Origin of the sequence: Mesorhizobium atlanticum (assembly GCF_003289965.1) — a bacterium.
GTDB classification, from domain to species: Bacteria; Pseudomonadota; Alphaproteobacteria; order Rhizobiales; family Rhizobiaceae; genus Mesorhizobium; species Mesorhizobium atlanticum.
Genome location: NZ_QMBQ01000006.1, coordinates 133,117 through 155,067 on the forward strand (window position 1 = coordinate 133,117; position 21,951 = coordinate 155,067).

Annotated in this window: 20 protein-coding genes, 1 tRNA gene and 1 pseudogene; 12 read left to right on the top strand and 10 right to left on the bottom strand. The window is 63.1% G+C overall.

The features are described from left to right. Positions 1-11: 11 nt before the first annotated feature. The 3 genes from gor to rpiA all read right to left on the bottom strand — a co-directional run bounded on the left by gor (position 12) and on the right by rpiA (position 2,854). A complete protein-coding gene (gene gor / locus DPM35_RS21365) occupies positions 12-1,400 on the bottom strand; it encodes a glutathione-disulfide reductase (protein WP_112129235.1) in 1,389 nt (462 codons plus the stop codon). A 118-nt stretch (positions 1,401-1,518) separates the two neighbouring features. Continuing rightward, positions 1,519-2,136: a DUF2059 domain-containing protein gene (locus DPM35_RS21370; RefSeq protein ID WP_112129236.1), complete on the bottom strand. Its 618-nt coding sequence runs from the start codon at positions 2,134-2,136 to the stop codon at positions 1,519-1,521. Next, on the bottom strand, positions 2,123-2,854 hold the full coding sequence (gene rpiA, locus DPM35_RS21375; RefSeq protein WP_112129237.1) for a ribose-5-phosphate isomerase RpiA: 732 nt from the start codon (positions 2,852-2,854) through the stop codon (positions 2,123-2,125). Before rpiA ends, DPM35_RS21370 begins: the two co-directional genes overlap by 14 nt. 159 nt (positions 2,855-3,013) lie before the next feature. On the opposite strand from rpiA, the gene DPM35_RS21380 reads away from it, so the two are divergent. Together DPM35_RS21380 and DPM35_RS21385 are read left to right on the top strand one after the other, a co-directional pair. Next, entirely contained in the window at positions 3,014-3,694 is a 681-nt protein-coding gene (locus tag DPM35_RS21380) for a phosphoglycolate phosphatase (protein ID WP_112129238.1), read from the top strand. A 128-nt stretch (positions 3,695-3,822) separates the two neighbouring features. Continuing rightward, positions 3,823-3,897 (top strand) — tRNA-Val (locus DPM35_RS21385). Between the two features lie 113 nt (positions 3,898-4,010). Here the strand turns inward: DPM35_RS21385 and DPM35_RS32500 are convergent. Then, a complete protein-coding gene (locus tag DPM35_RS32500; RefSeq protein ID WP_181592095.1) occupies positions 4,011-4,181 on the bottom strand; it encodes a hypothetical protein in 171 nt (56 codons plus the stop codon). Between the two features lie 502 nt (positions 4,182-4,683). Between DPM35_RS32500 and DPM35_RS21390 the strand changes: the two genes are divergently transcribed. Beyond that, positions 4,684-5,367, top strand: coding sequence for a Crp/Fnr family transcriptional regulator (locus DPM35_RS21390; protein ID WP_112129239.1), 684 nt, complete (start codon positions 4,684-4,686; stop codon positions 5,365-5,367). Between the two features lie 47 nt (positions 5,368-5,414). Here the strand turns inward: DPM35_RS21390 and DPM35_RS21395 are convergent, their stop codons facing one another. Next, the gene (locus DPM35_RS21395) at positions 5,415-9,641 is read right to left on the bottom strand and encodes a cytochrome P450 (protein ID WP_112129240.1); all 4,227 of its coding nucleotides are present in this window, start codon (positions 9,639-9,641) and stop codon (positions 5,415-5,417) included. A gap of 117 nt (positions 9,642-9,758) precedes the next feature. Next, positions 9,759-11,540 carry an adenylate/guanylate cyclase domain-containing protein gene (locus DPM35_RS21400; RefSeq protein ID WP_112129241.1) on the bottom strand — a complete coding sequence of 594 codons (1,782 nt, stop codon included), beginning with the start codon at positions 11,538-11,540 and terminating at the stop codon, positions 9,759-9,761. A 437-nt stretch (positions 11,541-11,977) separates the two neighbouring features. Here DPM35_RS21400 and DPM35_RS21405 point away from each other — a divergent pair, with 437 nt between their 5' ends. The 3 genes from DPM35_RS21405 (at position 11,978) to DPM35_RS21415 (ending at position 13,632) form a co-directional block, all read left to right on the top strand. Further along, positions 11,978-12,235, top strand: coding sequence for a PepSY domain-containing protein (locus DPM35_RS21405; protein ID WP_112129242.1), 258 nt, complete (start codon positions 11,978-11,980; stop codon positions 12,233-12,235). Positions 12,236-12,315: 80 nt separating this feature from the next. Then, on the top strand, positions 12,316-13,044 hold the full coding sequence (locus DPM35_RS21410; protein ID WP_245431599.1) for a lysozyme inhibitor LprI family protein: 729 nt from the start codon (positions 12,316-12,318) through the stop codon (positions 13,042-13,044). Positions 13,045-13,152: 108 nt separating this feature from the next. Then, on the top strand, positions 13,153-13,632 hold the full coding sequence (locus tag DPM35_RS21415) for a hypothetical protein (RefSeq protein ID WP_425373394.1): 480 nt from the start codon (positions 13,153-13,155) through the stop codon (positions 13,630-13,632). 63 nt (positions 13,633-13,695) lie between these two features. Here DPM35_RS21415 and DPM35_RS21420 read toward each other — a convergent pair whose 3' ends face one another. After that, positions 13,696-15,582, bottom strand: a complete 1,887-nt coding sequence (locus DPM35_RS21420; protein WP_112129244.1) for a L,D-transpeptidase family protein — start codon at positions 15,580-15,582, stop codon at positions 13,696-13,698. Positions 15,583-15,906: 324 nt separating this feature from the next. On the opposite strand from DPM35_RS21420, the gene DPM35_RS21425 reads away from it, so the two are divergent. Together DPM35_RS21425 and plsY are read left to right on the top strand one after the other, a co-directional pair. Continuing rightward, entirely contained in the window at positions 15,907-16,308 is a 402-nt protein-coding gene (locus DPM35_RS21425) for a rhodanese-like domain-containing protein (RefSeq protein ID WP_112129245.1), read from the top strand. Between the two features lie 32 nt (positions 16,309-16,340). After that, positions 16,341-17,031: pseudogene (gene plsY / locus DPM35_RS21430) on the top strand (glycerol-3-phosphate 1-O-acyltransferase PlsY). Between the two features lie 97 nt (positions 17,032-17,128). Here plsY and DPM35_RS21435 read toward each other — a convergent pair. Continuing rightward, on the bottom strand, positions 17,129-18,037 hold the full coding sequence (locus DPM35_RS21435; RefSeq protein ID WP_112129246.1) for an alpha/beta hydrolase: 909 nt from the start codon (positions 18,035-18,037) through the stop codon (positions 17,129-17,131). 47 nt (positions 18,038-18,084) lie between these two features. Between DPM35_RS21435 and DPM35_RS21440 the strand changes: the two genes are divergently transcribed. Continuing rightward, positions 18,085-18,537 (top strand): MarR family winged helix-turn-helix transcriptional regulator, encoded by a 453-nt coding sequence (locus DPM35_RS21440; RefSeq protein ID WP_112129247.1) that lies wholly within the window; start codon positions 18,085-18,087, stop codon positions 18,535-18,537. Between the two features lie 11 nt (positions 18,538-18,548). Here the strand turns inward: DPM35_RS21440 and DPM35_RS21445 are convergent, their stop codons facing one another. Beyond that, positions 18,549-19,160, bottom strand: a complete 612-nt coding sequence (locus tag DPM35_RS21445; protein WP_112129248.1) for a pyridoxamine 5'-phosphate oxidase family protein — start codon at positions 19,158-19,160, stop codon at positions 18,549-18,551. 92 nt (positions 19,161-19,252) lie between these two features. Beyond that, positions 19,253-19,606, bottom strand: coding sequence for a gamma-butyrobetaine hydroxylase family protein (locus tag DPM35_RS21450; RefSeq protein WP_112129249.1), 354 nt, complete (start codon positions 19,604-19,606; stop codon positions 19,253-19,255). Positions 19,607-19,914: 308 nt separating this feature from the next. Between DPM35_RS21450 and moaA the strand changes: the two genes are divergently transcribed. The 3 genes from moaA (at position 19,915) to DPM35_RS21465 (ending at position 21,930) form a co-directional block, all read left to right on the top strand. Continuing rightward, the gene (gene moaA / locus DPM35_RS21455; protein ID WP_112129250.1) at positions 19,915-20,910 is read left to right on the top strand and encodes a GTP 3',8-cyclase MoaA; all 996 of its coding nucleotides are present in this window, start codon (positions 19,915-19,917) and stop codon (positions 20,908-20,910) included. 55 nt (positions 20,911-20,965) lie between these two features. Next, a complete protein-coding gene (locus tag DPM35_RS21460) occupies positions 20,966-21,460 on the top strand; it encodes a hypothetical protein (protein ID WP_112129439.1) in 495 nt (164 codons plus the stop codon). A 113-nt stretch (positions 21,461-21,573) separates the two neighbouring features. Further along, positions 21,574-21,930, top strand: coding sequence for a hypothetical protein (locus DPM35_RS21465; protein WP_112129251.1), 357 nt, complete (start codon positions 21,574-21,576; stop codon positions 21,928-21,930). Positions 21,931-21,951: the final 21 nt, after the last annotated feature.

The window sequence follows — 21,951 nt, forward strand, 5'->3', positions numbered from 1 at the left end:
CCACGCGGCGATCAGACCCGTTCGCCGTTCTTCACGCGATAGCTCGGCTTGTACATGGTGACCAGCTCCTCGGCCGCGGTCGGATGCACGGCCATGGTACGGTCGAAATCGTCCTTGGTCAGCCCCGCCTTCAGCGGGATGCCGAGAAGCTGCGCCATCTCGCCGGCATCCGGCCCGAGGATATGGGCGCCGAGCACCTTCCTTGTCGATCCGTCAACCACCAGCTTCATAAGCATCTTCTCGTCACGGCCGGACAGCGTGTGCCGCATCGGACGGAAGGACGCGCGATAGATCTCCACGTCAGAGAAGCGCTTGACCGCGTCGTCCTCCGACAGGCCGACCGTGCCGATCTCAGGCTGAGAGAACACCGCCGTCGGAATGGTATCGTGGTCCGGCGCAGTCGGATTATCCTTGAAGGCGGTCTCGATGAAGCACATCGCCTCGTGGATCGCGACCGGCGTCAGTTGGACGCGATGGGTGACGTCGCCGATCGCCCAGATGTTGTCGACGTTGGTGCGCGAATATTTGTCGACCACGATCGCGCCCGTCTTGCTGAGTTCGACGCCAACACCTTCCAGGCCCATATTCTCGGTATTGGGAATACGCCCGATCGCCAGCATCACCTGGTCGACCGTTAGCGTCTGACCGCCCGACAGCAGCACATCCAGCCTACCCCCAGGCGTCTTGCGCACCCATTCCGACACCGCGGGACAGACGATTTTGATCCCCTTCTTCTCCATCGTCTCATGCAGCGAGCGGCGCAGATCCATGTCGAAGCGGCTGAGGATCTCCTGGCCGCGATACACAAGCGTGGTGTCGACGCCCAGGCCATGGAAGATGTTGGCGAACTCCACGGCGATGTAGCCGCCGCCCTCGATCATGATCGCCTTTGGCAGTTCCTTGAGATCGAAGGCCTCGTTGGAGAAGATGCAGTACTCGTGGCCCGAAAGCGCCGGATGCGGCGCCGGCCTGCCGCCGGTGGCGATCAGGATCTGGTCGGCGCTGACGGTGCGGTCCTCGGCTTGCAGATAGATGCTGTGCGGGTCGACCAGCACGGCCCGCGAGTGAAAGGTCTCGCCGCCAGCGCCTTCGACGTTCCGCTTGTAGATCGCCTCGAGCCGCGCGATCTCCTTGTCCTTGTTGGCGACCAGAGTCTGCCAGTCGAAGCTCGCCTCGGGCACCGTCCAGCCATAGCCGGCGGCGTCGGCGAAATGTTCGGGAAATTGCGAGGCATAGACATAGAGCTTCTTCGGCACGCAGCCGCGGATGACGCAGGTGCCGCCATAACGGTATTCCTCCGCGATGGCGACGCGCTTGCCGAGAGCCGCCGCCACCCGGGCCGCCCTGACCCCACCGGAGCCGCCGCCGATGACGAACAGATCATAGTCATAACCGGCCATCGTGGTGGGCTCCTGCGCGTGAGAACGACGGGTCACAGGTAGGCTGCAAAGCGGCAAAAGAAAAGCCCGGGCGAAGCCGGGCTTTGTGGTCCAGCGGCCGGCGGCCGGCTGAACGGGATCAGTTCTGCGAATCGTCAGCCGGAGCCGAATTGTCGGCAGGAGCGGAATTGTCAGCCGGAGCGGAATTGTCGGCGGGTGCGGAGGTGTCCGGAGCAGGCGCTGCCGGCGCCGCAGCCTTGGCGGCGGCGGCAAGCGTCTCGCCGACCTGCTGCGCGAGATCGCGCGCGACGCCGTTCTGCCAGATGTCGGCGGCCTTCACGAGGTCACGCGTCACCGCGGGGCCGCTGTCCAGCAGCTTCTTTCCGGAATCGGAGTTGTAGAAGGCGGCGATATCGTTGAGCTCCTTCTCGGAAAACACCTTGGCATAGGCAAGCGCTGCTTCCTTTTCGAGGTCGGCGCGCCGCGATGCCATGCCGAGCGCCTTCTCGGTCACGGTCTTGCCGATCAGCTCCTGCATGTCGGGGTTCTTCTGGATGAGCTGCGACTCCAGCGCGGCGGCGGCCTGCGGCAGGATGTTGTCGAACGAGTCCGTGGCGTGGATCGCGGCGACGGCCGCGCGCGCGGCCTTCAGATGCGATTCGCTGACATCCTGCGCGAACACCGGCGAGGACAGCGCGAGGACGGCCGAGGCCGCCAGAAACATCGAAAGGCGGCGAACCCGTTTATGCAACATCATGGTCGATAGAACTCCCTGGTTTTCGGGCGACATGGACGGTTTCGATACCGTCGCCGCCGGCGATGATGGCCGTTGATGCCAGCCCGATGAATAGACCGTGCTCGACAACACCTGGAATGGCGAAAAGAGCATTCGAAAGCGCTCTTGTATCCGGAATGCGGCCAAAAGATGCATCGAGGATAAAGTGGCCGCCGTCTGTAACAAATGGCTGGCTTCCCGTCATCCTCAATGTAACCGGGCCGGAAAGGCCGAGCTTTGCCGCCGCGGCGCCAACCGCGATCTCGGTGGCACGCAGGCCGAATTGGTTGACCTCGATCGGCAGCGGGAAGCGGCCGAGGGTACCGACCAGCTTGGACTTGTCGGCAATCACGATCATGCGCCCGGATGCAGCCGCGACGATCTTCTCGCGCAGCAGCGCGCCGCCGCCGCCCTTGATCAAGGTCAGGTCCGGATCGATTTCGTCGGCGCCATCGACGGTGAGGTCGAGCTCCGGCGTGTCTTCCAGCGTCGACAGCGGTACGCCAAGCTCGCGGCAAAGTGCTGCGGTGCGCTCCGAGGTCGGCACGCCGATGACCTTGATGCCGGTCGCAACCTTCTCGGCCAGCAGCCGCACGAACTCTTCCGCCGTGGTGCCGGTGCCGATACCGAGCCGCATGCCGTCGCCGACATAGGCAAGCGCTGCCCGCGCGGCTTCGACCTTCAACTGCCTTGCATCCATGGGGAGCCCCGATTTTGCCGGTTTCGCGCGCCTCCTAGCATTTTTGCCTGTCCCGTCAAAGGCTCCTCATCAAAGGCTCTGTGGACCGATCGAGGCTCCTTGCTTGAACCCTGGCCAGCCTGTATCGGCTGCGGCAACGAGAATTTCGCAGGACCGCCCATGACCCGCCCGATCATTGTCTTCGACCTCGACGGCACGCTGGTCGACACGGCGCCGGACCTGCTCGACAGCCTCAATCACAGCCTGGCGGCCAACGATCTGGCCGCTGTCGACGAAGCCGGCTTCAGGCGCTTCGTCGGCCATGGCGGCCGCGTCATGATCGAACGCGCGCATGCCGCGCAGAACAAGGCGCTGATGGCCGAAGAGCACGATCGGCTGCTGAAGCTCTTCCTCGACCATTACACGCTGAACATTCCCGGCAAGTCGCGCCCCTACCCCGGCGTGATCGCGGCGCTCGACCATTTTCAGGCCGCCGGCTACCTGATGGCGGTCTGCACCAACAAATATGAGGCCAATTCCGTGGCGCTGATCGGCGCGCTCGGCATGTCGGACTATTTTGGCGCGATCTGCGGCCAGGACACGTTTGCCTTCCGCAAGCCCGACCCGCGTCATCTCACCGAGACGATCCGGCTAGCCGGCGGCGATCCGAACAACGCCTTGATGGTGGGCGATTCGCAGACCGACATCGACACCGCCAAGGCAGCCGGCATTCCGGTGGTCGCGGTCGACTTCGGCTACACCGACCGCCATGTGCGCGAATTCGAGCCGACCCTGGTGATCTCGCATTTCGACACGCTGACGCCGGACCTGGCGGAGCGCCTGATCGCGGCGGCGCGCTGAGCCGGCGCCAAATCGCGCCGACAGAAAATCAGGGAAATCAAACCGCGGAATAACCTCCGCACATTGCCTTGACTTCAAGCGCTCGCCTACCTTATATCGCGGCTCGCTTCGGCCTTCGGGCCTAAGGCGGGCGATTAGCTCAGCGGGAGAGCACACCCTTCACACGGGTGGGGTCGCAGGTTCAATCCCTGCATCGCCCACCATCTGACCTCCCGAAATGGTTAGATGATTTAGCTTTCATGCAATCCTTGAGAACTGCTGCCCTAATGGCGCGCTGACCGTCCAACTTGCGGCCGAACACGAATGTCGCGGACGCCTAAATCAACCCTCGTCTTACATTCATGCGCGTCACGGCGGTCACCAGAACGGCGCCGGTCATGAAATAGAGCGTGGCGATGACGTGGCCCTGGTGGAAGTGCAGCCCGGCAAACAGCAGGGCCATGACCACGGCAAGGAAGGCGATGACGCGGGAGAAGGCATCGGGCATGGGGCGACCTTGTGCAATATGTTGACTGGCCGCCCTCACTCAGCCGCTCGCTCCATAGATCGATTTTCGATTTTTCGCAATCGGTGCGGTGGCGTATCTGTGACCACCTTCACATACGTCAGACGGGGTTTGCGCGCAGATATCGTAACGGGGGCGCCAACGGCTTGGCTGACTTGCAGATCCCGAAGACCGCCTCCGGAATTGTTGCAATTTCGCAGGAAGGAATTTGATCACCTAGCCATTTTCAGATTTGCTGTCTGCGCGCTGGGCACCTCCCACCCAAGCGCGCGGACGGCGTTCTCGAAGGATCGGTCCGTAACCGCCAGTGCGCCCGGTCTCCTTGCAGTTTGCCGGCCTATCCGGTTTCGACGCGTTAGGCATGACATTGGAACGTCTGTCAGCCACCCGCCGAGTTCGGAGAGCCACCGTAGAAGGAGACGACGCTTTGATCGAGCACGCACTTGTCCTACAATTTCCGTCTAACGAGAGGCGGAATCGTATCATGGCTACAAACGGCGCGGACGACAGCAACCTGCCGCGCCTGGCGCGCATCGATCCGCGCCAGTTCGACCTGTTGTTCGCCGGCTGTAAGCTGGAGCGCTACGCTGCCGGCCAGCATTTGTTCGTCCAGGAGGATGCGTCCGACCGCATCTATGGTGTGATGAGCGGCACGGTCGAGATTTCGATCTATTCGCCGGGCGGGCAGAAGCTGGTGGCCAATATCGAGCTGTCGCGCAGCCTCGTCGGCGAGATCGGGGCACTGGACGGACGCCCGCGCACGGCCACTGCAAGTTGTCTCACGGCATGCGAGCTGGTTTCGCTGAGCCGGACACAACTCTTTGATCGCATTGAGAAAAACCCATCTCTCGCACGAGCGATGATCGAATTGCTGTGCACGCGGCTGCGATGGGTCAGCGGCGAGTTGGGCGACCAGGCCTTTTTCGGCATCGAGGCCCGGCTGGCGAAGCGGCTGGTGTTCCTGAGCGGCGTGATGGCCGACTCCGCGGGTTGGATTCCGATTTCGCAATCCGAGCTCGGCGAATTCCTCGGCGCGACGCGCGAATCCGTCAACAAGACGCTCAACGACTGGCGCAACCGGCAGATGATCGCCATCAGGCGCGGCGGGCTGCGCATCACCAACGCCGCCGCGCTGAACCAGATCGCCGAATCGCAGGACGACGACTGAGCGGCTCGGCGACTTCGCCGCAGCAGCAAACAGCCTAAGCGCCCCGATCACAACCGCGAGATCAGGTAGCGCAGCGCCGAGCGGCTAGGCATGAAGAAATAGCCGCCGCCTTTCGTGGTGACGAACTGCGGCACATCCTTGAGCACCGTGACCTTTTCCCAGGACGGGATCGAGAACCGGCCGCCGCCGCCCCTTGCCCCGATCGTCGGATCCGTCTCCCCGACAAGCCCCTGGAACGAGTTCGACGAAACCCAGGTCTGCTGGATGAACTCGTACTGGCGCTCGATATCGGCGTTGAGACACATGAAGAGCAGTCCCTTCTCGGTCTTTCCGCCCTTGTCCTTTTTCTCGTAGGTGCGGCCGACGCGCAGGATGCGATGGCGCTTGCCGATCCTGATCTGTGTCTCGCGGTCCTCGCCGAGCGAATCGCGCGGGTTGGAACGGCGTATGTGGGAGCCGAGTGGACAGGCGTGCCCCTGCGGATCCTCGGCGCCGAGCGCGAAATCATTGTCGGCGCCGCGGCCCGGCCGCCCGTTCGGATTGCGCACCAGCGAGCTGCCGTCCTGCCAGCGGCCGAGCATCTTTGCCGCCACCCAGCGCGGCGTGATGGCCGCATCGCCCGTCTCGCCGGCGGCCTGAAGGGCGGCCCCCCTGCAATAATCGTCGAACAATTCGACGTGCTGCTCGAACTGGCGCATGACGAGGAACGTGCCGTTGCGGCCGAAGTCACGCGGCGGAGGCGGCTGCCCGGGCATCTGGCGGTTGCGCCGCACCTGCGACAGGATGCCGGTGCGGTCCAGCGCTGCCTCGACGGAGGGCGAAGACGGGTAGAAGCCATGCTCGTCGCGGTAACCGAACAGGAACTCGCCCGGCGCGACGAGATGCATGGGCGCAGCTCCCTTGGCGGCGCGCGCCGTGCCCCGAACGATCGGTTGCGAGATGCCATCGACGAAGCCGAAATGCTCGACCGCCCGCTTGCCTTCGCGCCGCACCTTCAGCGGCAGCTCGGCGGTCACCGACATCCCGGCGCCTGCCGTCTGTCGCTTCATGGCCGTGATCTCGGCCTTCAGCGAGGCCGGCGTCTCGGCATAGCAGACGATGACGACATCGACGGGCTTGGCGGACGACCCCCACTGCCATTTGTCGGGCGCGTCAGGGCCGGTGTCGTTGAGGATGCGGCTGCGCTCGGGCGTACCCATGCCTTCCCGGAAGGCGACCGGGAACGTGTCCAACGGTTCGTCGTCGACGCCGCCTTCGAGCCCCAGTCGGCGCAGACCGTTGGGACCGAACGCCACCGTCATGGCGCGGCCCGCGGGCACCCCGTCGCCGAAGCTGGTTTTGCCGATGACGAAGTCGAGCCACGCCCTGCGCTTCGCCGCCGGCAGGCCGTCCGGCACCTGGATCGCAAGCATATGCGCGTCGCCGAGCGCGCCGAACGGCCCGAAGAAGATCGACTGGATTTCCCCGGATTCCAGCTCTTCGAGGGGCGAGGACGGAGGCTCTGGCAGGCTCCTCGCATCAGCCGGCTGCGCTTGCGGACGCGGCAGGGAACCGAAAAGGCTTAGCCAATCGCGCGCCTCGTTGCCGGTGGCCGAGGCGATGCCGCGCCTGATCCTGGAGTTGATCCGGATACGCGTGGTGTTGAGGTGCGGATAGGCGGTGTACCAGAACAGCGTCGGCACCTGCTGGCGCCGCGCCCAGCGCTTGAAGCGATCGCCGTCGCGCGCGCCGTCCAGGAACAGCCAGCGCGTGCGCGGATAGCCGTCGGTGTTGCTCCACACACCGGTCAGGCCGGCCGAGGCCTTGGCGATGAAGTCCTCGAGATAGCTTTCCCAACTGCCTCCGTAATTGGAGAAGAACATCAGCCTGTTGGTGCCGGGCAACAGCACCCAGCGGGCGAAATGAATGGTGTTGATGGTGGCGAGGAAGCCTGGCCGGAACACCTTCTGCGCCGATATCGAGATCAGATAGAAGGAGAGCCGCAGCGCCAGCCGCCGCAGGATTCCCGCCTTCATCGTCGAGATCGCCGTCAGATTGTTCTGCGCGGTGTGGTCCTCATGGGCGAGGATCTTTTCAAGCGCGCCGATCTCAACAGGCGTACTCGCCGGCTGGTCCTTGTCCTCGAGCCGCCGCAACGCCAGGAAGCAAAGCCCGACGAACAGGGCGAGAATGGCCAGCAGACCGAGGACCGAAAGCAGAAGCGAGGTGCCCGCTATCGCGATGTTGGTGAAGGTAACCCCATGCGGGTTTCCGAATACGAGCACATAAGTCATGCGCCAGAAGGCCAGAACGACGATCGCGACGGTGGCGAACATAGCCGGCGTCAGCAGCGTCGTCGTCAGCGCTTGCAACCAATGGCCGGGCGGTCTTTCCAGCAGGCTTTCGGCGGGCTCGAATGCCCAGCCGAATTGCCCGAGGCACCGGAGATGGCGGCGGGCCTCGGCAAGCACATCCATCGCATTGCCGGTGCCCGCGCGCGGCTTTTCGACAATCTCGCGCACACTGTCGGCGAGCCGTGCCTCGGCCAGGATACGGCGCACGGAATGCCCCGGCGTGCCGGAGAAAACCAGCCCGGCGGCGCTGCCGAAAGATGGCGATATCTCGATGTGCCTCCTCTTCAGGAAGTCTTCCAGCGAACCGCCATCCGGGAGGCCGCAGACGTCCCTGAGGATCGGCCGCAGCCGGTGACCGATCGCGTGCGCTATGGCGGCAACGACATCGTCGGTGCTGCCGTCGCCAGAGATTTCCAACACCAGCGCGCCGGTCTCGACCCCCGACTTTTCATCCTTGCCGGTGGCAGCGACCGCCAGGCTGGTGAAATGGATAGTGCCAACCTTGTCGAGCGCGGCGCTCAGTTCGCCGATCGCCGGATTGCCGAGATCCGCAACCTTGTCGCGCACCGCATCGAGCGGCATCGGTGGCGTGATCGGGCACACCACGGTCACCATCGACTGCTCGGCGGTGCGGCAAAGCGGCGAGCGCTCGAAATCGACCTTGAGGCTTGCCGGATAGGCGCCGACATTGACCATCTTGCCGGCCCTGCCCCGCGCGCGGGTCAGCTTCGGCTTGCTGAACAGCGCGCGGATGCATTCACCGATCTGAATGCGGGCGATTTCGGCGCCGATGCACAAATGGATGCCGTAACCGAACACCATGTAGTCGCGATGCGGGCGCGAGGTATCGAACTGGTTCGGCCGCTGCACGATCTCCGGATCGAACATCGCCGAAAGCGTCGCCGGCATGACGACCGTTCCGGCTTTGACCACGCGCTCGCGGCGGGTGCCCTTGCCGATGACCGCGTCACGCCTGGTGTAGCGCCAGGGTCCGATCCAGATCGGCTTGAAACGCATGGCTTCCATGATCGCCCGGTCGAGCTTGCCGGTATCGCCGGCGCCGAGAGCCTCATCCACGGCGTGCCGCGCGTCGGTTCGCGAGAGGATCACATCCAGGCAATTGCTGCCGGCGAGCACATTGGTCGGCACGAAGCCGGCGACCATGCCAAGCATGATGGAATGAATGTCGGGCAGCGACAGGCGCCCCTGGTCCATCAGCGCGACGAGGCGGGCCAGCGGCCTGTCATCCTTGCCCGTCCTTTCCCTGACCGCGGCGATCGAGCGGTCGATAACCTTGATCAGGCGATCGCCGCCGACCACGGCAAGCTGGCGCGTGGCGGGATTTGCCGTCGGATCGGAAAAGAACAGCGCGCTGAGCGCGATCGACCAGTCGGCGAATTCGATCTCATCGTCGATCTGAAGGCCGAAATAGTCTCGGCAGATGCGCACCGGCACGATCTTCATCAACTCTGCAATGGCATCGAAACCGGGGCTGGCGCCGGTCATGATGTCGCGCGAATGGCGCTCGGCGATCGGCCTGACGGTGGCTTCGACCTCCGCCGGCGGGAACGCGCTCAGCACGGCCGATTTCATCTGCCGGTATGCGGCGCCGTCCTGCATGCCGAGAATGAAATTCGAGCCCCTGGCCAGCTCGGCCATTTCCGGCCCGTAGGGCGTCTCGAACTCGTCGCCGCGCTCCAATATGTCGCGCACATCCGCGCCCTTGGTGACGAGCAGGAAATTGCCAAAGCCGAGATTCGGCCTGAAGCGGCGCAGCAGCGCCAGCAGCCAGCGCGGATCGCCGAGCAGAAAACCGGCGATGCGCGAGGCGATGCCGCTCTTGGAACGCAGCCGATAGATGTCGAACGGCGGCATCTCGGCGACGGGACGCTGGCTCTTCTGGGCGGCCCGGACAGCGGCGAAATACTTCAGTGTGATCATGCGCGTTCGAGCCCCCCGGCTGTCCACGTCAATGCGATGCCGGCACAGTCTGGCCTAGGTTTGCATAGGTCCGGCGTATGTGAATTCGTTCACAGTCATCTGTTGTCGGCCCGGCAATCATGCGGCTGACTTGACCCGATCGAAATTGGCGATCAGGAAATTGTTCTTGGCCGGGTCCACGAAAGGTATCCAGCGTATCCTCTGCTCGGAAAAATCGGGATGCCGGGTCATGAAAATCGCAAGCTCGCGCTCTGCCTCGTCATGCCTGCCGCTTCTCATCAGGGCGCCTATCTTCAGGAACCTGGCGTAGAAGTAACTCGGCGACAGGTTGAGCGAACGCTCGGCTGTGGCGATCGCGGCCGGCCAGTCCTCGACGAAACAATAAGCGGCGGCGAGTTCGCCCAGATTGTGGAAGCGATAAAGGTCGAACGGGCTCAACCGCTCGGTATCGAGGAAGAACGGGATGGCGCCGGTCGCGTCGCCAAGCAAAAGGTGCGCGCTGCCCATGGCCGAGCGGGCGAAGGCGAAGCTCGGATTGATGTGGATCGCCTCGGCAAGGTGCTCGGCAGCCAATGCCGGCAGGCCGCGCATGATATCGGCCGCGCCGAGATAGGCATGCGGACGCGCATCGAGGCTGTCCATCAGCAGCGCCTTGCGCGCAAGCGTCTCGACTTTCTCGAGATCGTCGCTGTCGCCGAAACGCAGCCATGCCCGCCAGAAATACCACCATGCAAGCTCGTTCAGCACGGCGCTTGAGTTCGGATCGTCCCGGTAGGCTCTGTCGAAGAAGTCGAGGGCGATGTCGGTATCACGACGCGTACGCCTGTTCATGTGCCAGCGGCCGCGCCTGACCAGCTGCCAGGTTTCGAGGCTTTCCCAAGGAACCTGGAACGTACGCGCCTGCTCGGCGCGATCGACCTCCTTGTCGAGGATGGAAACGATCTCGCTGCCGATCTGATCGCGCAGGCTGAAGATGTCCACCAGATCGCGATCGAAGCGTTGTGACCAGACCAGGCGCCCGTTCGACGTGTCGCTGAGCGATGCGTTGAGACGGATGTGCCTGTCGTGGCGCGCCAGCGTGCCGCTGACGATGTAGCGGGCGCCAAGCGCGTTGCCGATAAGCCTTGTGCCCAGGCTGTCGTCACGAAACTGGAAGCTGGACCCCTTGGCGATGACCGAAAGCCAACGCGTGTTGGAAAGGCCGTATATGATGTCCTCGGCGATACCGTCGGCCATATAACCGACATCGGGTTCGCTTCCATTGCCCTGGAACGGCAGCACGGCGATTGCCGGGGGACCTTTGGCGATCGGCCTGTAATGGCCGGGCGCGGCGGGAATGGAAGCGAAGGAGGCCGGGGTGGCGGGCCCGTTGCCGCCGCGGCCGGCGATCAGGACCCGCACCGGCAGGGCGATGTTCTTCAGGCTGAACTCGCCGAGATCGGTAAAGACCGCCGCGGTCTTGTCCTTCACATGGTGCCAGGTCGTGGCCGAGATGGCGACGCCGTCGTGGGGCGCGAATTCCTGAAGTCGGGCGGCGATATTGACGTCGTCGCCATAAAGACGGCCTTCGCGGACAATCACATCGCCGGTGTTGATTCCGGCGCGAAACGGCATGCGCATGTTCTCGGCAACTGCGGCGTTCAGCGCCGCGATCCGCGCCTGGAAATCGAAGGCCGCCCGCAGGGCTTCGATCGGATTGCCGAATTCGGCCATGATGCTGTCGCCGGCATCGCCGAATGTGCGCCCGCCAAATGCGCCGCAGCTGCCGGCGATGATGTCGCGCCTCTCCTCGAACGCGGCAACGGCGAGTTCGTCGTCGATGCCCATCAGCCTCGAGAACCCTACGGCGTCGATTGAAATGATTGTCGCAAGCTGACGGGTATAATTCCGTTCAGCCATGATCGAGCCCCCAGTCCCCGCTTGCAGTCAAAACGGGCGACCGGCGCTCAAAAGAAACGCGTCGCCGTCTGCCGATGGATATCCCCGGCAGGTCCGGCGCGCCGTTGCCACCCTGTTATGACCAGAATTCTATCAGGGTCTTACCGAAAGCTCTACTATGAACAGCTAATGTGGCGAACGCCCCGTCCGGCGCATGGTTAGTCATTCGTTATGTCGGGAGGCACATCCGCATCGTGCCGTTACCCATTGAAATCACGCGTTCTTTTTTCGTCACACAATGCCGAATTTGGCTGTGGCTAGCCGAAGATCGGCCACGTCAAGCCAGACGCTTCACAATGCGTTATTTTCGCGCTACGGAACCAACCTGCCCGCGTGCTGGTTTCTGACCACACCCAGGCCCATATGAACCTGGCCAAACACGCGACTTGAGGGCTCTCATGCGCACTGTTGTTTTAGCAACCGGTATCGCGGCCTTCCTTGCCGGCGGATCGGCCCTTGCGGCGGACGACCAGCCACTGCCCCCGCAAAATGCCAAGAAACTCTCGGAAATCGTCGCCAAGGTCGAGCACCGCACCGACTTCCGCTATGTGAAGGAGGTCGATTGGGATAGCGACGGCTACACCATCACCTACTACACCACTGACAAGGCCAAGGTCCAAATCACCTACGATCCGGTGACCGGCGAGCCCAAATAGACCGCGATCGCTTGCCCCTCTGCCGCGGGGCCCGCATTCGGCATAGACTCGATCGTCGAAACAAGCGGCCTGAGGAGAACATGCGGCTTTCCACCTGCGCGAGCGCCCTGCTTGTGACCGCGTCGATATTGGCGGCGTCCGGCCTGGCGCGGGCGGACGGCCCGTCCTTCGATTGCCGAAAGGCGCGGTTGCCCACCGAAAAGGCGATCTGCGCCGACCCGCAAATGTCAGCCATCGACGCTTTGACCACCAAGGCCTATCGCGATTTTGAACCTGCCTTCGCCGGCGACAAGCGCAAGATAGCCAGGGAGTTGGTCGCCGACCGAAATGCTTGCAAGACCGATGCCGCCTGCATTGTCAGCGCCCAGAACAACGCATTGCAGACATATGGCAGCGCGCCGTCGTGGGTACAGGACTACAACATTGCGCTGATCGGCAAGAAGGCGCTCGACTTCGCGGCAAAGACGCCGAAGCCGACCGACCTGCCCCTGCCAGCGTCGATCGGAAATTGCGGCTTCACCCACATCAAGACGCTGACGACAAGGCTGGGCGACGACCCCCTGGAAACCGCCAGCCCGGATGCCGGCAGCGCAGCGACGTTCACCAATGGCGGCACGGCGGTCTCCTATGACCGCGAGCCGGGACTGGCGAGCTCCAAGGTCGGCGATCCGGTCGTCATGTGCCTGATCGCGATCCCACGCGACTGTCCGAAAGACGATGTGCGCGGCAAAGTCTACTACGCCGTCGACCTCGCCAACAAAGGCACATGGGCGCTGCCCGACTCCCAGCATCTGTGCGGTGGCGCCTGAGGACCCCGGCACCGCGCATTGGAGTTCGGCCCGGCGGACCGCCCTTGCATCGTCACAACTTTGGTGGCTGACTGCCCGCCCTGATTGCGGGCACGGGGGTGCATGGCAATGATCGGCTACGTCCTGAAGCGCATCCTGATGGTGCTCGTCGGCTATCTGGTCGCGGTGCTGGTCGGCTTGATCGCGGTGGTGATGATCTACGCGATATTGAGCTCGCTCCCCAACGCGCCGGGCTACTTCGGACTTATGGAATTCACCCCCGTCGCCGTGCTGGTCGTGCCGCCGCTCGGCATGTTCGTCTACTTCCTGACGATCATCCTGACGGGAGCGCAGACATTGGTCTTCGCCCTGATCGCCGAGTTCTTTTCGTTGCGCAGCTTCTGGCTGCACATGCTGTTCGGAGCCGCCGCCGCGGCGTCCGGCTTCATGTTGATATGGCCTGCCGCTGCCGATGATCCAGAACGCTGGGCCGACATGGGCATCATCGCGGGCGCCGGCCTCGTAGCCGGCCTGATCTACTGGCTGATCGCAGGGCGCGACGCCGGCTTCCGCCGGCCGCTCATCAAAGCGATTCCGGGAACAGTGTGAAGCCGTCAGGCTCGGCGGCATCGCCGTAGCCTTCCGACCGCAATTGCTTGAAGCTAACAGCGCTCAGCTTGACGGCGTACGCACCGCTTCGGTCGCGTCCAGCGCCTGCATCAGCTTGGAATCACGATCATAGACGTCGTCGAAATACTGGACCTTGCCCGACATATCTGGCCAGGCGGTGAAATAGGCGACATAGACCGGGATGACGCGGGTGACATTCTCGGTCGAATGCCCGTGCTTCAACTTCTCAGCGATATCGTCGACAGAGGTGCCAAGCACCGCCGCCGCCATGCCGCGCGGATCCTGCAGGCGGATGCAGCCATGGCTCAGCGCGCGCATGTCGCGCGCGAAGAACGACTTCTGCGGTGTGTCGTGCATGTAGATGGCGTGCTTGTTGGGGAAGAGTATCTTCAACTCGCCGAGCGCATTGGCCTCGCTTGGCTGCTGACGCACGCTGAACGGGATCTTGGAGCCGTAGGCGCCCCAGTCCACCTCCGACGACGGAATCTGCCTGCCGCGCGAATCCGTCACCTCATAGCCGGCCCGGTCGAGATAGCCCGGATCGCTGCGCAGTCTCGGCAGCATCTCGTTGACGATGATCGACTGCGGCACGCCCCAATAGGGATGGAAGTCAACCTGCTTGATCTGGTCGTAGAAGAAGGCGGTCTGGTTGGTGACCCGACCGATGACGACGCGGGTCTTCAGCTTCTCCTCGCCATTGTCGATATAGCTGGCGGTGAAGGCGGGCTGGTTGATGAAGACGCGCGGGCTGCCGAGATCCGACGGCATCCAGCGCAGCTCCTCGAGCGCCACCTTGACCTTCCCGATCCTGTCGGCCTTGGACGCGCCGACAAACAATGCCACCGTGCGCGGGCCGATGACGCCGTCGCCCTTCATGCCGGCACGCTGTTGCACCGCCTTGATCACTGGCACCAGCTCGGGCTCGTAGAGCTCGCTCTTGCCCAGCCTGGCGAGCATTTCGCCATAGGTGCCGCCCATCTCATCGTCGAGATTGCGGGCAATCAGCGTCAGCAATTTAGGCAGTTCCGGGCTGCTCTCGCCCGGCTTGAGCAACAGCTTGGGATCGACGACGATCTCGTTTTCCTCGCTGGCCTCGAGCGCTTCCAGTTCGACGCGGAGCGCTTGGTACTCGGCGTTCTGCGGATGCCGCGATTCGAGATAGGTGCGGACTTCCTGGGTGTGCGCCAGCGTCTTCAGCGCGCCTTCCAGATCGAACGGCTTGGCAGGAAAATCATAGTAGCCGGTCATCCGGTTGGGATCGACGCGGCCGCTCTGGGCATCATGGGCATAGCGCAGCACGCGCGCCGATAGCGCCATCTCGAAGCGAACCAGTTCCCTGGTCCGCTCTTCCGGCGTGGCGGAAGTCGCGGCCGCCGGAATGTCGACGGAATAGTCGGCCGGCGTCAGGCCGTAGCTCGCCGCCTCGCCCAGCACACGCACCGCATCCTGCGCCCTACTGTTGGGGGCGTTGTCGCTCACCCAGATGAAATCAGGATTGGTCGAGTAGTAGGCGATCAGCGCCTTGGCGATGTCAGGCTCGGCGAACAGCTCATAGTCGCTCAGGCCGGCAACGGCATCGCGAAACGCGGTGCTCGTCACGGACGGCACGAAGGCGGCATCTTGCGCCGTCGCGGCCGGCGATGCAGGCAACAGCGACTTGAAGTCGACGCGAACGAGCTTATCGGCCCTGTAGGTGTTGTATGTCGGGCTGCTGATCCTGGCGCCGCCGCCACCCTCGCCATCCAGCGCGCCTGGCCGTATTTTGCGTGGCTTTGGCGGCGGCGGAAATTCGCCTTGCGGATTGTGCCGGATGCCGCCGCCGAACAACATGTCGAACAGCCCTTGCGCGCTCGCCGGCTGCTGCCCGAAGGCAAGCGTCGCCGCGATCGCGATCGGCATGATGGCCTTTTTGTTCCCGAGGATTTTCATGCTTCACCCGCACCGGTTGTGGCCGGTTCCCGTTCCGCGCCGCTGGACGGTCCCGCCCTCCGCATGGCGGATGTATGACGTGACTATACCGATTCATACCGATTTCGTTAAGCTTCCATAAATTTTCGAAGGCGTGTTGCAGAACAGTTTCACATCATCGTGAGACACGGAGCAGCGCTGGGTCCTCGCCTCACACACTCGCTCAGGTCCCGAAAAACAATCAGGCGTTGGCGATTGCCGGCGCTCACCTCACCCCGTGACAAACGCAAGGCTTTGTGATCGAAATTTCGGCGGTCGCATCAAACGTGACCGGGAGGATTTGCCGTGAAGAAAGGGTATCGCCAGCTTCTCGACGAGGCGAATGCCGAGATCGAGGTCGTGTCGCCGGAGGAGGCAGCGGGACTGCTGGAGGATGACGAGACGATCTTCGTCGACCTGCGCGATCCCCGCGAGGTCGAGCGCGACGGCAAAATCCCCGGCGCCAAGCATGTGACGCGCGGCATGCTGGAATTCTGGATCGATCCCGAAAGCCCCTACCACAAGCCGTTCTTCGCCTCGGGAAAGACCTTCGTCTTCTTCTGCGCCGGCGGCTGGCGCTCGGCTTTAGCAACCAAGACGGCGCAGGACATGGGCCTGGCCCCGGTCAAGCATATCCTCGGCGGCTACACCGCCTGGAAGGCGGCCGGGCTGCCGGTCGAACCGGGACAGAAAAAGAAGGCGGACTGATCACAGTCTCCGCAACGCTTGGAATCGAGCCAATGGTTTTCTGGATAGCGAGCGCGGTTGGATTGGCGATCGCTTACCTCCTCGGTTCGACGCCCACCGGCTATCTGGCCGGCAGACTGCTCAAGGGCATCGACATACGCGAGCACGGCTCCAAATCCACCGGCGCGACCAACGTGCTCAGAACCTTGGGCAAATGGCCCGCGCTGGCGGTGCTGCTTGTCGATGTGCTGAAAGGCGTGGCGGCTATCGTTTTCGCCCGCTGGTTTTATCGCTGGTGCTACACGATATCGCCCTTTGCGCCGCCGACCGCGCTTGAACTCCAAATCTGGATGCCGTGGGCCGTATGCCTCGCCGGACTTGCCGTATTGCTCGGGCACGGCCGGTCGGTCTGGTTGAATTTCACAGGCGGAAAATCCGCAGCGACGGGGCTCGGCGTGCTGCTGGCAATGTCATGGCCCGTAGGGTTGGGAGCCGCGGCTGCATTTGCGGCGTCGCTCGCTCTTTTCCGAATCGTTTCCCTTAGCTCGATGCTGGCGGCACTGACGTGCGGTCGCGCTTGTCTGTGGACTGGATCAACCGTCGCCTTATCGGATACTGGTTATCGCGGGCAGCCTCTATGTGATCCTGCGCCACCGCACCAACATCCAGCGGCTTCTGGCCGGGACGGAGCCGCGCCTTGGCCATAGCAGCCCAGGGCAGAACGCTGGCTCGCCAATCTCCTAGAGCGTTTCACCGTTTCACGGAAACGGCGAAACGCTCTATCTCCTTGTTTTGACGCAATTCCTGACGGAGAACCGCTCACACTTTTCCTGGAATTGCTCTAGTGCAGGGTGCTTTCCCGCTGCTCCGCCACGAAGCCAACCGCCCGCGTGACGACATCCCTGTCGGCGAGGATACGCCGATGGCCAAGCCCGTCGGCCCAGTGCAGGTGGACATGCTCGCCGGCGTCCGCATAACGCCTGGCATGATCGGCGTGGACCTCGCGATCGTCCGGCGCATGAATGATCAGCGTCGGCACCGACGCCTCGGCAAGCTGGCGGTCGCCGGTGAATTCGCTGAGCGGCCGCCCCGAAAGGTGTTTCACCCTGTCCGCCATGGCGACGCGAGAGCGCGGCCCGACATTCATCATGTCGCTGAAATCGTCGAAGATCGCAGGCAAGGAACTCGGCGCGGCAATCAGGACCAGCTTCTGCGCCTTGAGCGGCGGCATGTCCTTGACCGATGCCGCGACGGCATTGGCCGCAACCGCGCCGCCGAAGGAATGGCCGACGACGGCGGCAAAGGGGCCGAACCATTCGCCTGCGACACGAACCGCTTCCACCGCATTCACCATGTTGAGATGGCGGCCGAGCGAATGGCCATGCCCGGGCAGGTCGAGGGAGACGACCTTGTAGCCGGCGCCACGGAACCCCTCGATCAAGGCGCGCATGTATTCGGTGCGCGAGCGCCAGCCATGGATGACCAGCACTGTGCCGCGCGACTCCCTGCCCGTCTCCGGCCGGAATTCATGCACGGCAACGCAATCCGTCCTGGTCTTCAGCCGGTGATGGCGCGCCTCGGTCATGAAGGCCGAAGCGCGTTCGACGGCCCGGCGTTCGCCGTCGCTCAAGGCCTTGACGCTCGGTGTACGGCAAAACAATTCGAATGCGGCGCGGCCACCGAGACGCGGCATGACATGCTCGACCGCGCCAAAGACGCCGCGGATGACCTTCAATCCAAATGATGCCATATTGGCGATCCATCCATTCGTTCAAGCATGAACATAATAGTTCAAACATGAACATTAAACAAGAGCTGCCCTGGGACAATCCGCGCTTCCGCAACTGGGTTGCGGTGGCGCGCGCCTGCCATGTGCTGGAGCGCACGCTGGCGGTAAAGCTGGCGCCGCTCGACCTCAAGCCGGCACAGCTCGATGTGCTGATGAACCTCTACCGCCACCCCGGCATGTCGCAGCACGACCTTGCCCGCAAGCTCCTGGTCGGCCGCTCCAACATCACCATGCTCTTGCCGCAGCTCGAGGGGCGCGGCCTGCTGTGCCGCGAAAGCGACGAGAAGGACAAGCGCGTGCTGCGGCTGAACCTCACCGAGGCCGGCGAAGCCCTGCTGATGAAGGCGCTGAAGGTGCACATGGCGCTGATCGAGAAGGCGATGAGCCAGTCGACCCCGGAACAGTGCGATATGATCGGCGAGCAGATGCGCAAGATCGCCGACGTGCTGAAGGAAGCCTGAGCGGGATCCGATCACCACATGGTTTTCTTGGCTCTCTCCGGCCATTCCCTGTCATAGGTCTCGCCATCGATGTTGTTGCGGCTGGTGATCTCGAGGATTTGACCGGGTGTCGGCAGCGACTTCGGGTCGACATGCCTGGCCGGGTTCCAGAGATCCGAGCGCACGATGGCGCGGGCGCACTGGAAATAGACGGCGTCGACATCGATGACGGTGACCGAGCGGGCCGGCTTGCCGTCGACCATGAAGGACGCGCAAAGCTCCGCGTCGGTCGTGATATGCGCGCGGCCGTTGATGCGCAGTGTCGTACCCGAGCCCGGCACAAGAAACAGCAGGCCGACACGTGGGTCGCGAATGATGTTCTTCAGCGAATCGGCGCGGTTGTTGCCCCGCCTGTCCGGCATCATCAGCGTCTTCTCGTCGACGATACGCACGAAGCCGGCGAGATCGCCGCGCGGTGAGCAGTCGAGCCCCTCGGGTCCGCCGGTCGCCAGCGCCACGAAGGGCGAGGCCTCGATGAAGGCGGCGTATTCGGGAATCACATGGTCGAGTTCCTTGACGACCGAAGCCTCGCCCGGCAGCCCGTAAAGCGCCTCGAGCTGTTCGACGGATGTGATGCGCGACATCTTCTTAGCCTCCTGGACCTTTTGCCGGCGCTACTCCATGCCCATGACGCCTTGACGACAGCCGGCCGCCGAAACTGGATTGCCAAACCAGGCTAGCGGTCCCGGCTGAGCCCCTTCTCGGCCAGTTCGGCAAGATAGGCGTTCCAGCGCTGCTCCTTTTCGTGGCCGAGCGTATGCAGATAGTTCCAGGTGAAGATGCCGGTGTCGTGGAAATCGTCGAAGGTGATGCGCACCGCATAATTGCCGACCGGCTCGATCTTGAGGATCGCGACATTGCGCTTGCCGGGGACCGTCACCCGCTGCTCCGGCGAATGGCCCTGCACTTCCGCCGATGGCGAAGCCACGCGCAGGAACTCCGCCGGCAATTCGAACGGCTGATGGTCCGGAAAGGTCACGGTCAAGAGCTTGCGGTCTTTCGAGACTCTGAGTTCCTTTGGCGCGGTCATGATTGGTCCTGTCTAGAGACGGATGATTTCTGGTCGAATCGACCTGAAATCTGAATCCGTCTCTAAGTCAAAGAGATAGAGCATGATGTCGTCCGAAAAACCGCTTCACACTTTTCGGCATCATGCTCTGGTTGCGCCCTTCCCTACGCCGCTTCGAGCGATGCGGAAAGCCACTTGAAGCCAGCCGACACGCAATGTCGGTCGGGGAATGTTACCAAAGATCAAGAGCTTCTATCTTGAATGCGGCATCGGATCGTATCACATAGCCATATACAACGACGCCGCCAACGGCCACGGAAACGCTTGAGATGGACATGATCGACCCCTTCGGTCGCACGATCAGCTACCTGCGCGTGTCGGTCACCGACCGCTGCGATTTCCGTTGCACCTATTGCATGGCCGAGGACATGACCTTTCTGCCGAAGAAGGATCTGCTGTCGCTCGAAGAGCTCGACCGGCTCTGCACCGTCTTCATCGAGAAGGGCGTGAAGAAGCTGAGGCTCACCGGCGGCGAGCCGCTGGTGCGCAAGAACATCATGCATCTGGTGCGCCAGCTGTCGCGGCATCTGGACAGCGGCGCCCTGGAAGAGCTGACGCTGACCACCAACGGCTCGCAGCTGTCGCGCTTCGCGGCCGAGCTCGCCGACTGCGGCGTCAAGCGCATCAACGTCTCGCTCGACACGCTCGATGCCGAAAAATTCCACCAGATCACGCGCTGGGGCAATCTCGGCAAGGTGATGGAAGGCATCGATGCCGCGCAGAAGGCCGGCTTGAAGATCAAGCTCAACGCGGTCGCGCTGCGCGACTTCAACGATACGGAGATCCCCGAGCTGATGCGCTGGGCGCATGGCCGCGGCATGGACCTCACCCTCATCGAGACCATGCCGATGGGCGAGATCGAGGTCGACCGCACCGACCAGTACCTGCCTCTGTCGATGCTGCGCGCCGCACTGGAGCGCCAGTTCACGCTCTCCGACATCCCCTACAAAACCGGCGGCCCTGCCCGCTATGTCCATGTCACGGAGACCGGCGGCCGGCTCGGCTTCATCACACCGATGACGCACAATTTCTGCGAGAGCTGCAACCGCGTGCGACTAACCTGCACCGGCACGCTCTACATGTGCCTCGGCCAGGAGGACGCCGCAGACCTCAGGGCGCCGTTGCGCGCCTCCGAGGGCAACGAGCTGCTCGACGCGGCGATCGACGAGGCCATCGGCCGCAAACCCAAGGGCCATGATTTCATCATCGACCGCCGCACCAGCCGTCCTTCGGTCTCGCGGCATATGAGCGTCACCGGCGGCTGATTTTTTTCCTGGCTTGATGCATGATCGCCTTTGGTTGTTGGCCAAAGGGCGGAACATGCAGAATCTTCGGCGCATCGGCTGCCCGTCACCGGCGGCTATCCTTTTCCTATCGGCAATCATCGCGACAACGGCAACCGCCAAGCCGTTCACCTACGTGAATGCGCGGTTCGGCCAGTCATGCACATTTCCCGACGACATCTTCGACAACCCGATGCCGGAACCGGAAAATGGCGATGGCCAGCAATGGCTTAGCGCCGACGGCGCCAGCCTGACCTGCTCCGGCATCAACAATGTCGATAACGACACGCCGAAGGGTTTCGTCGCCCAGGAGAAAGCCAGCACCGAACCAGGCTATACGGTCACCTACAGCAAGACCGGCAAGAACTGGGCGGTGCTCTCTGGAACCAAGGACGGCAAGGTCTTCTACGAGCGGCGCCTGTTCGGGAAGGACGACGTCATCCGTACCGTCTTCATCGAATACCCTCTCGCGCTCAAGGCGAAATACGACTCTCTGGCAGGCACAATCGCCAAGAGCCTCAGCGGCCCTTGAGACGGACGCGCTCCCCTGAAAATAAAGCGCTTGTACCCACCCTCGGCCCGATTTACCGCCGGCCTTTTCCGGCCTAGCCTTCGGGCGCGATTTTCGCTCTCAGGGGGAGTGCCATGCGCACATTCATGCTTTCACTTGCAATGCTTGGGATTGCTTCCATGCCGGTCGCCGCTCAGTCGATCGGCGGCACCTACACCGTCGCCGGCACCAATTTCGATGGTTCGAAATATGGTGGCGAGGCAACCATCACGCTGACCAGCGACACGACCTGCACGATCCACTGGGAAACCGGCGGCTCGACCTCGGACGGCATCTGCATGCGTAACGACAATGCGTTTTCCGCCGGCTATGCGATGGGCAAGGAAGTCGGTCTCGTCGTCTACAAGATCGAGAAGGACGGCTCCTTGCATGGGCTGTGGACCATCGCCGGCCAAAACGGCAACGGCACCGAAGTGCTGACGCCGAAGTAAGTCGTCGAAACCCGTTCAAAT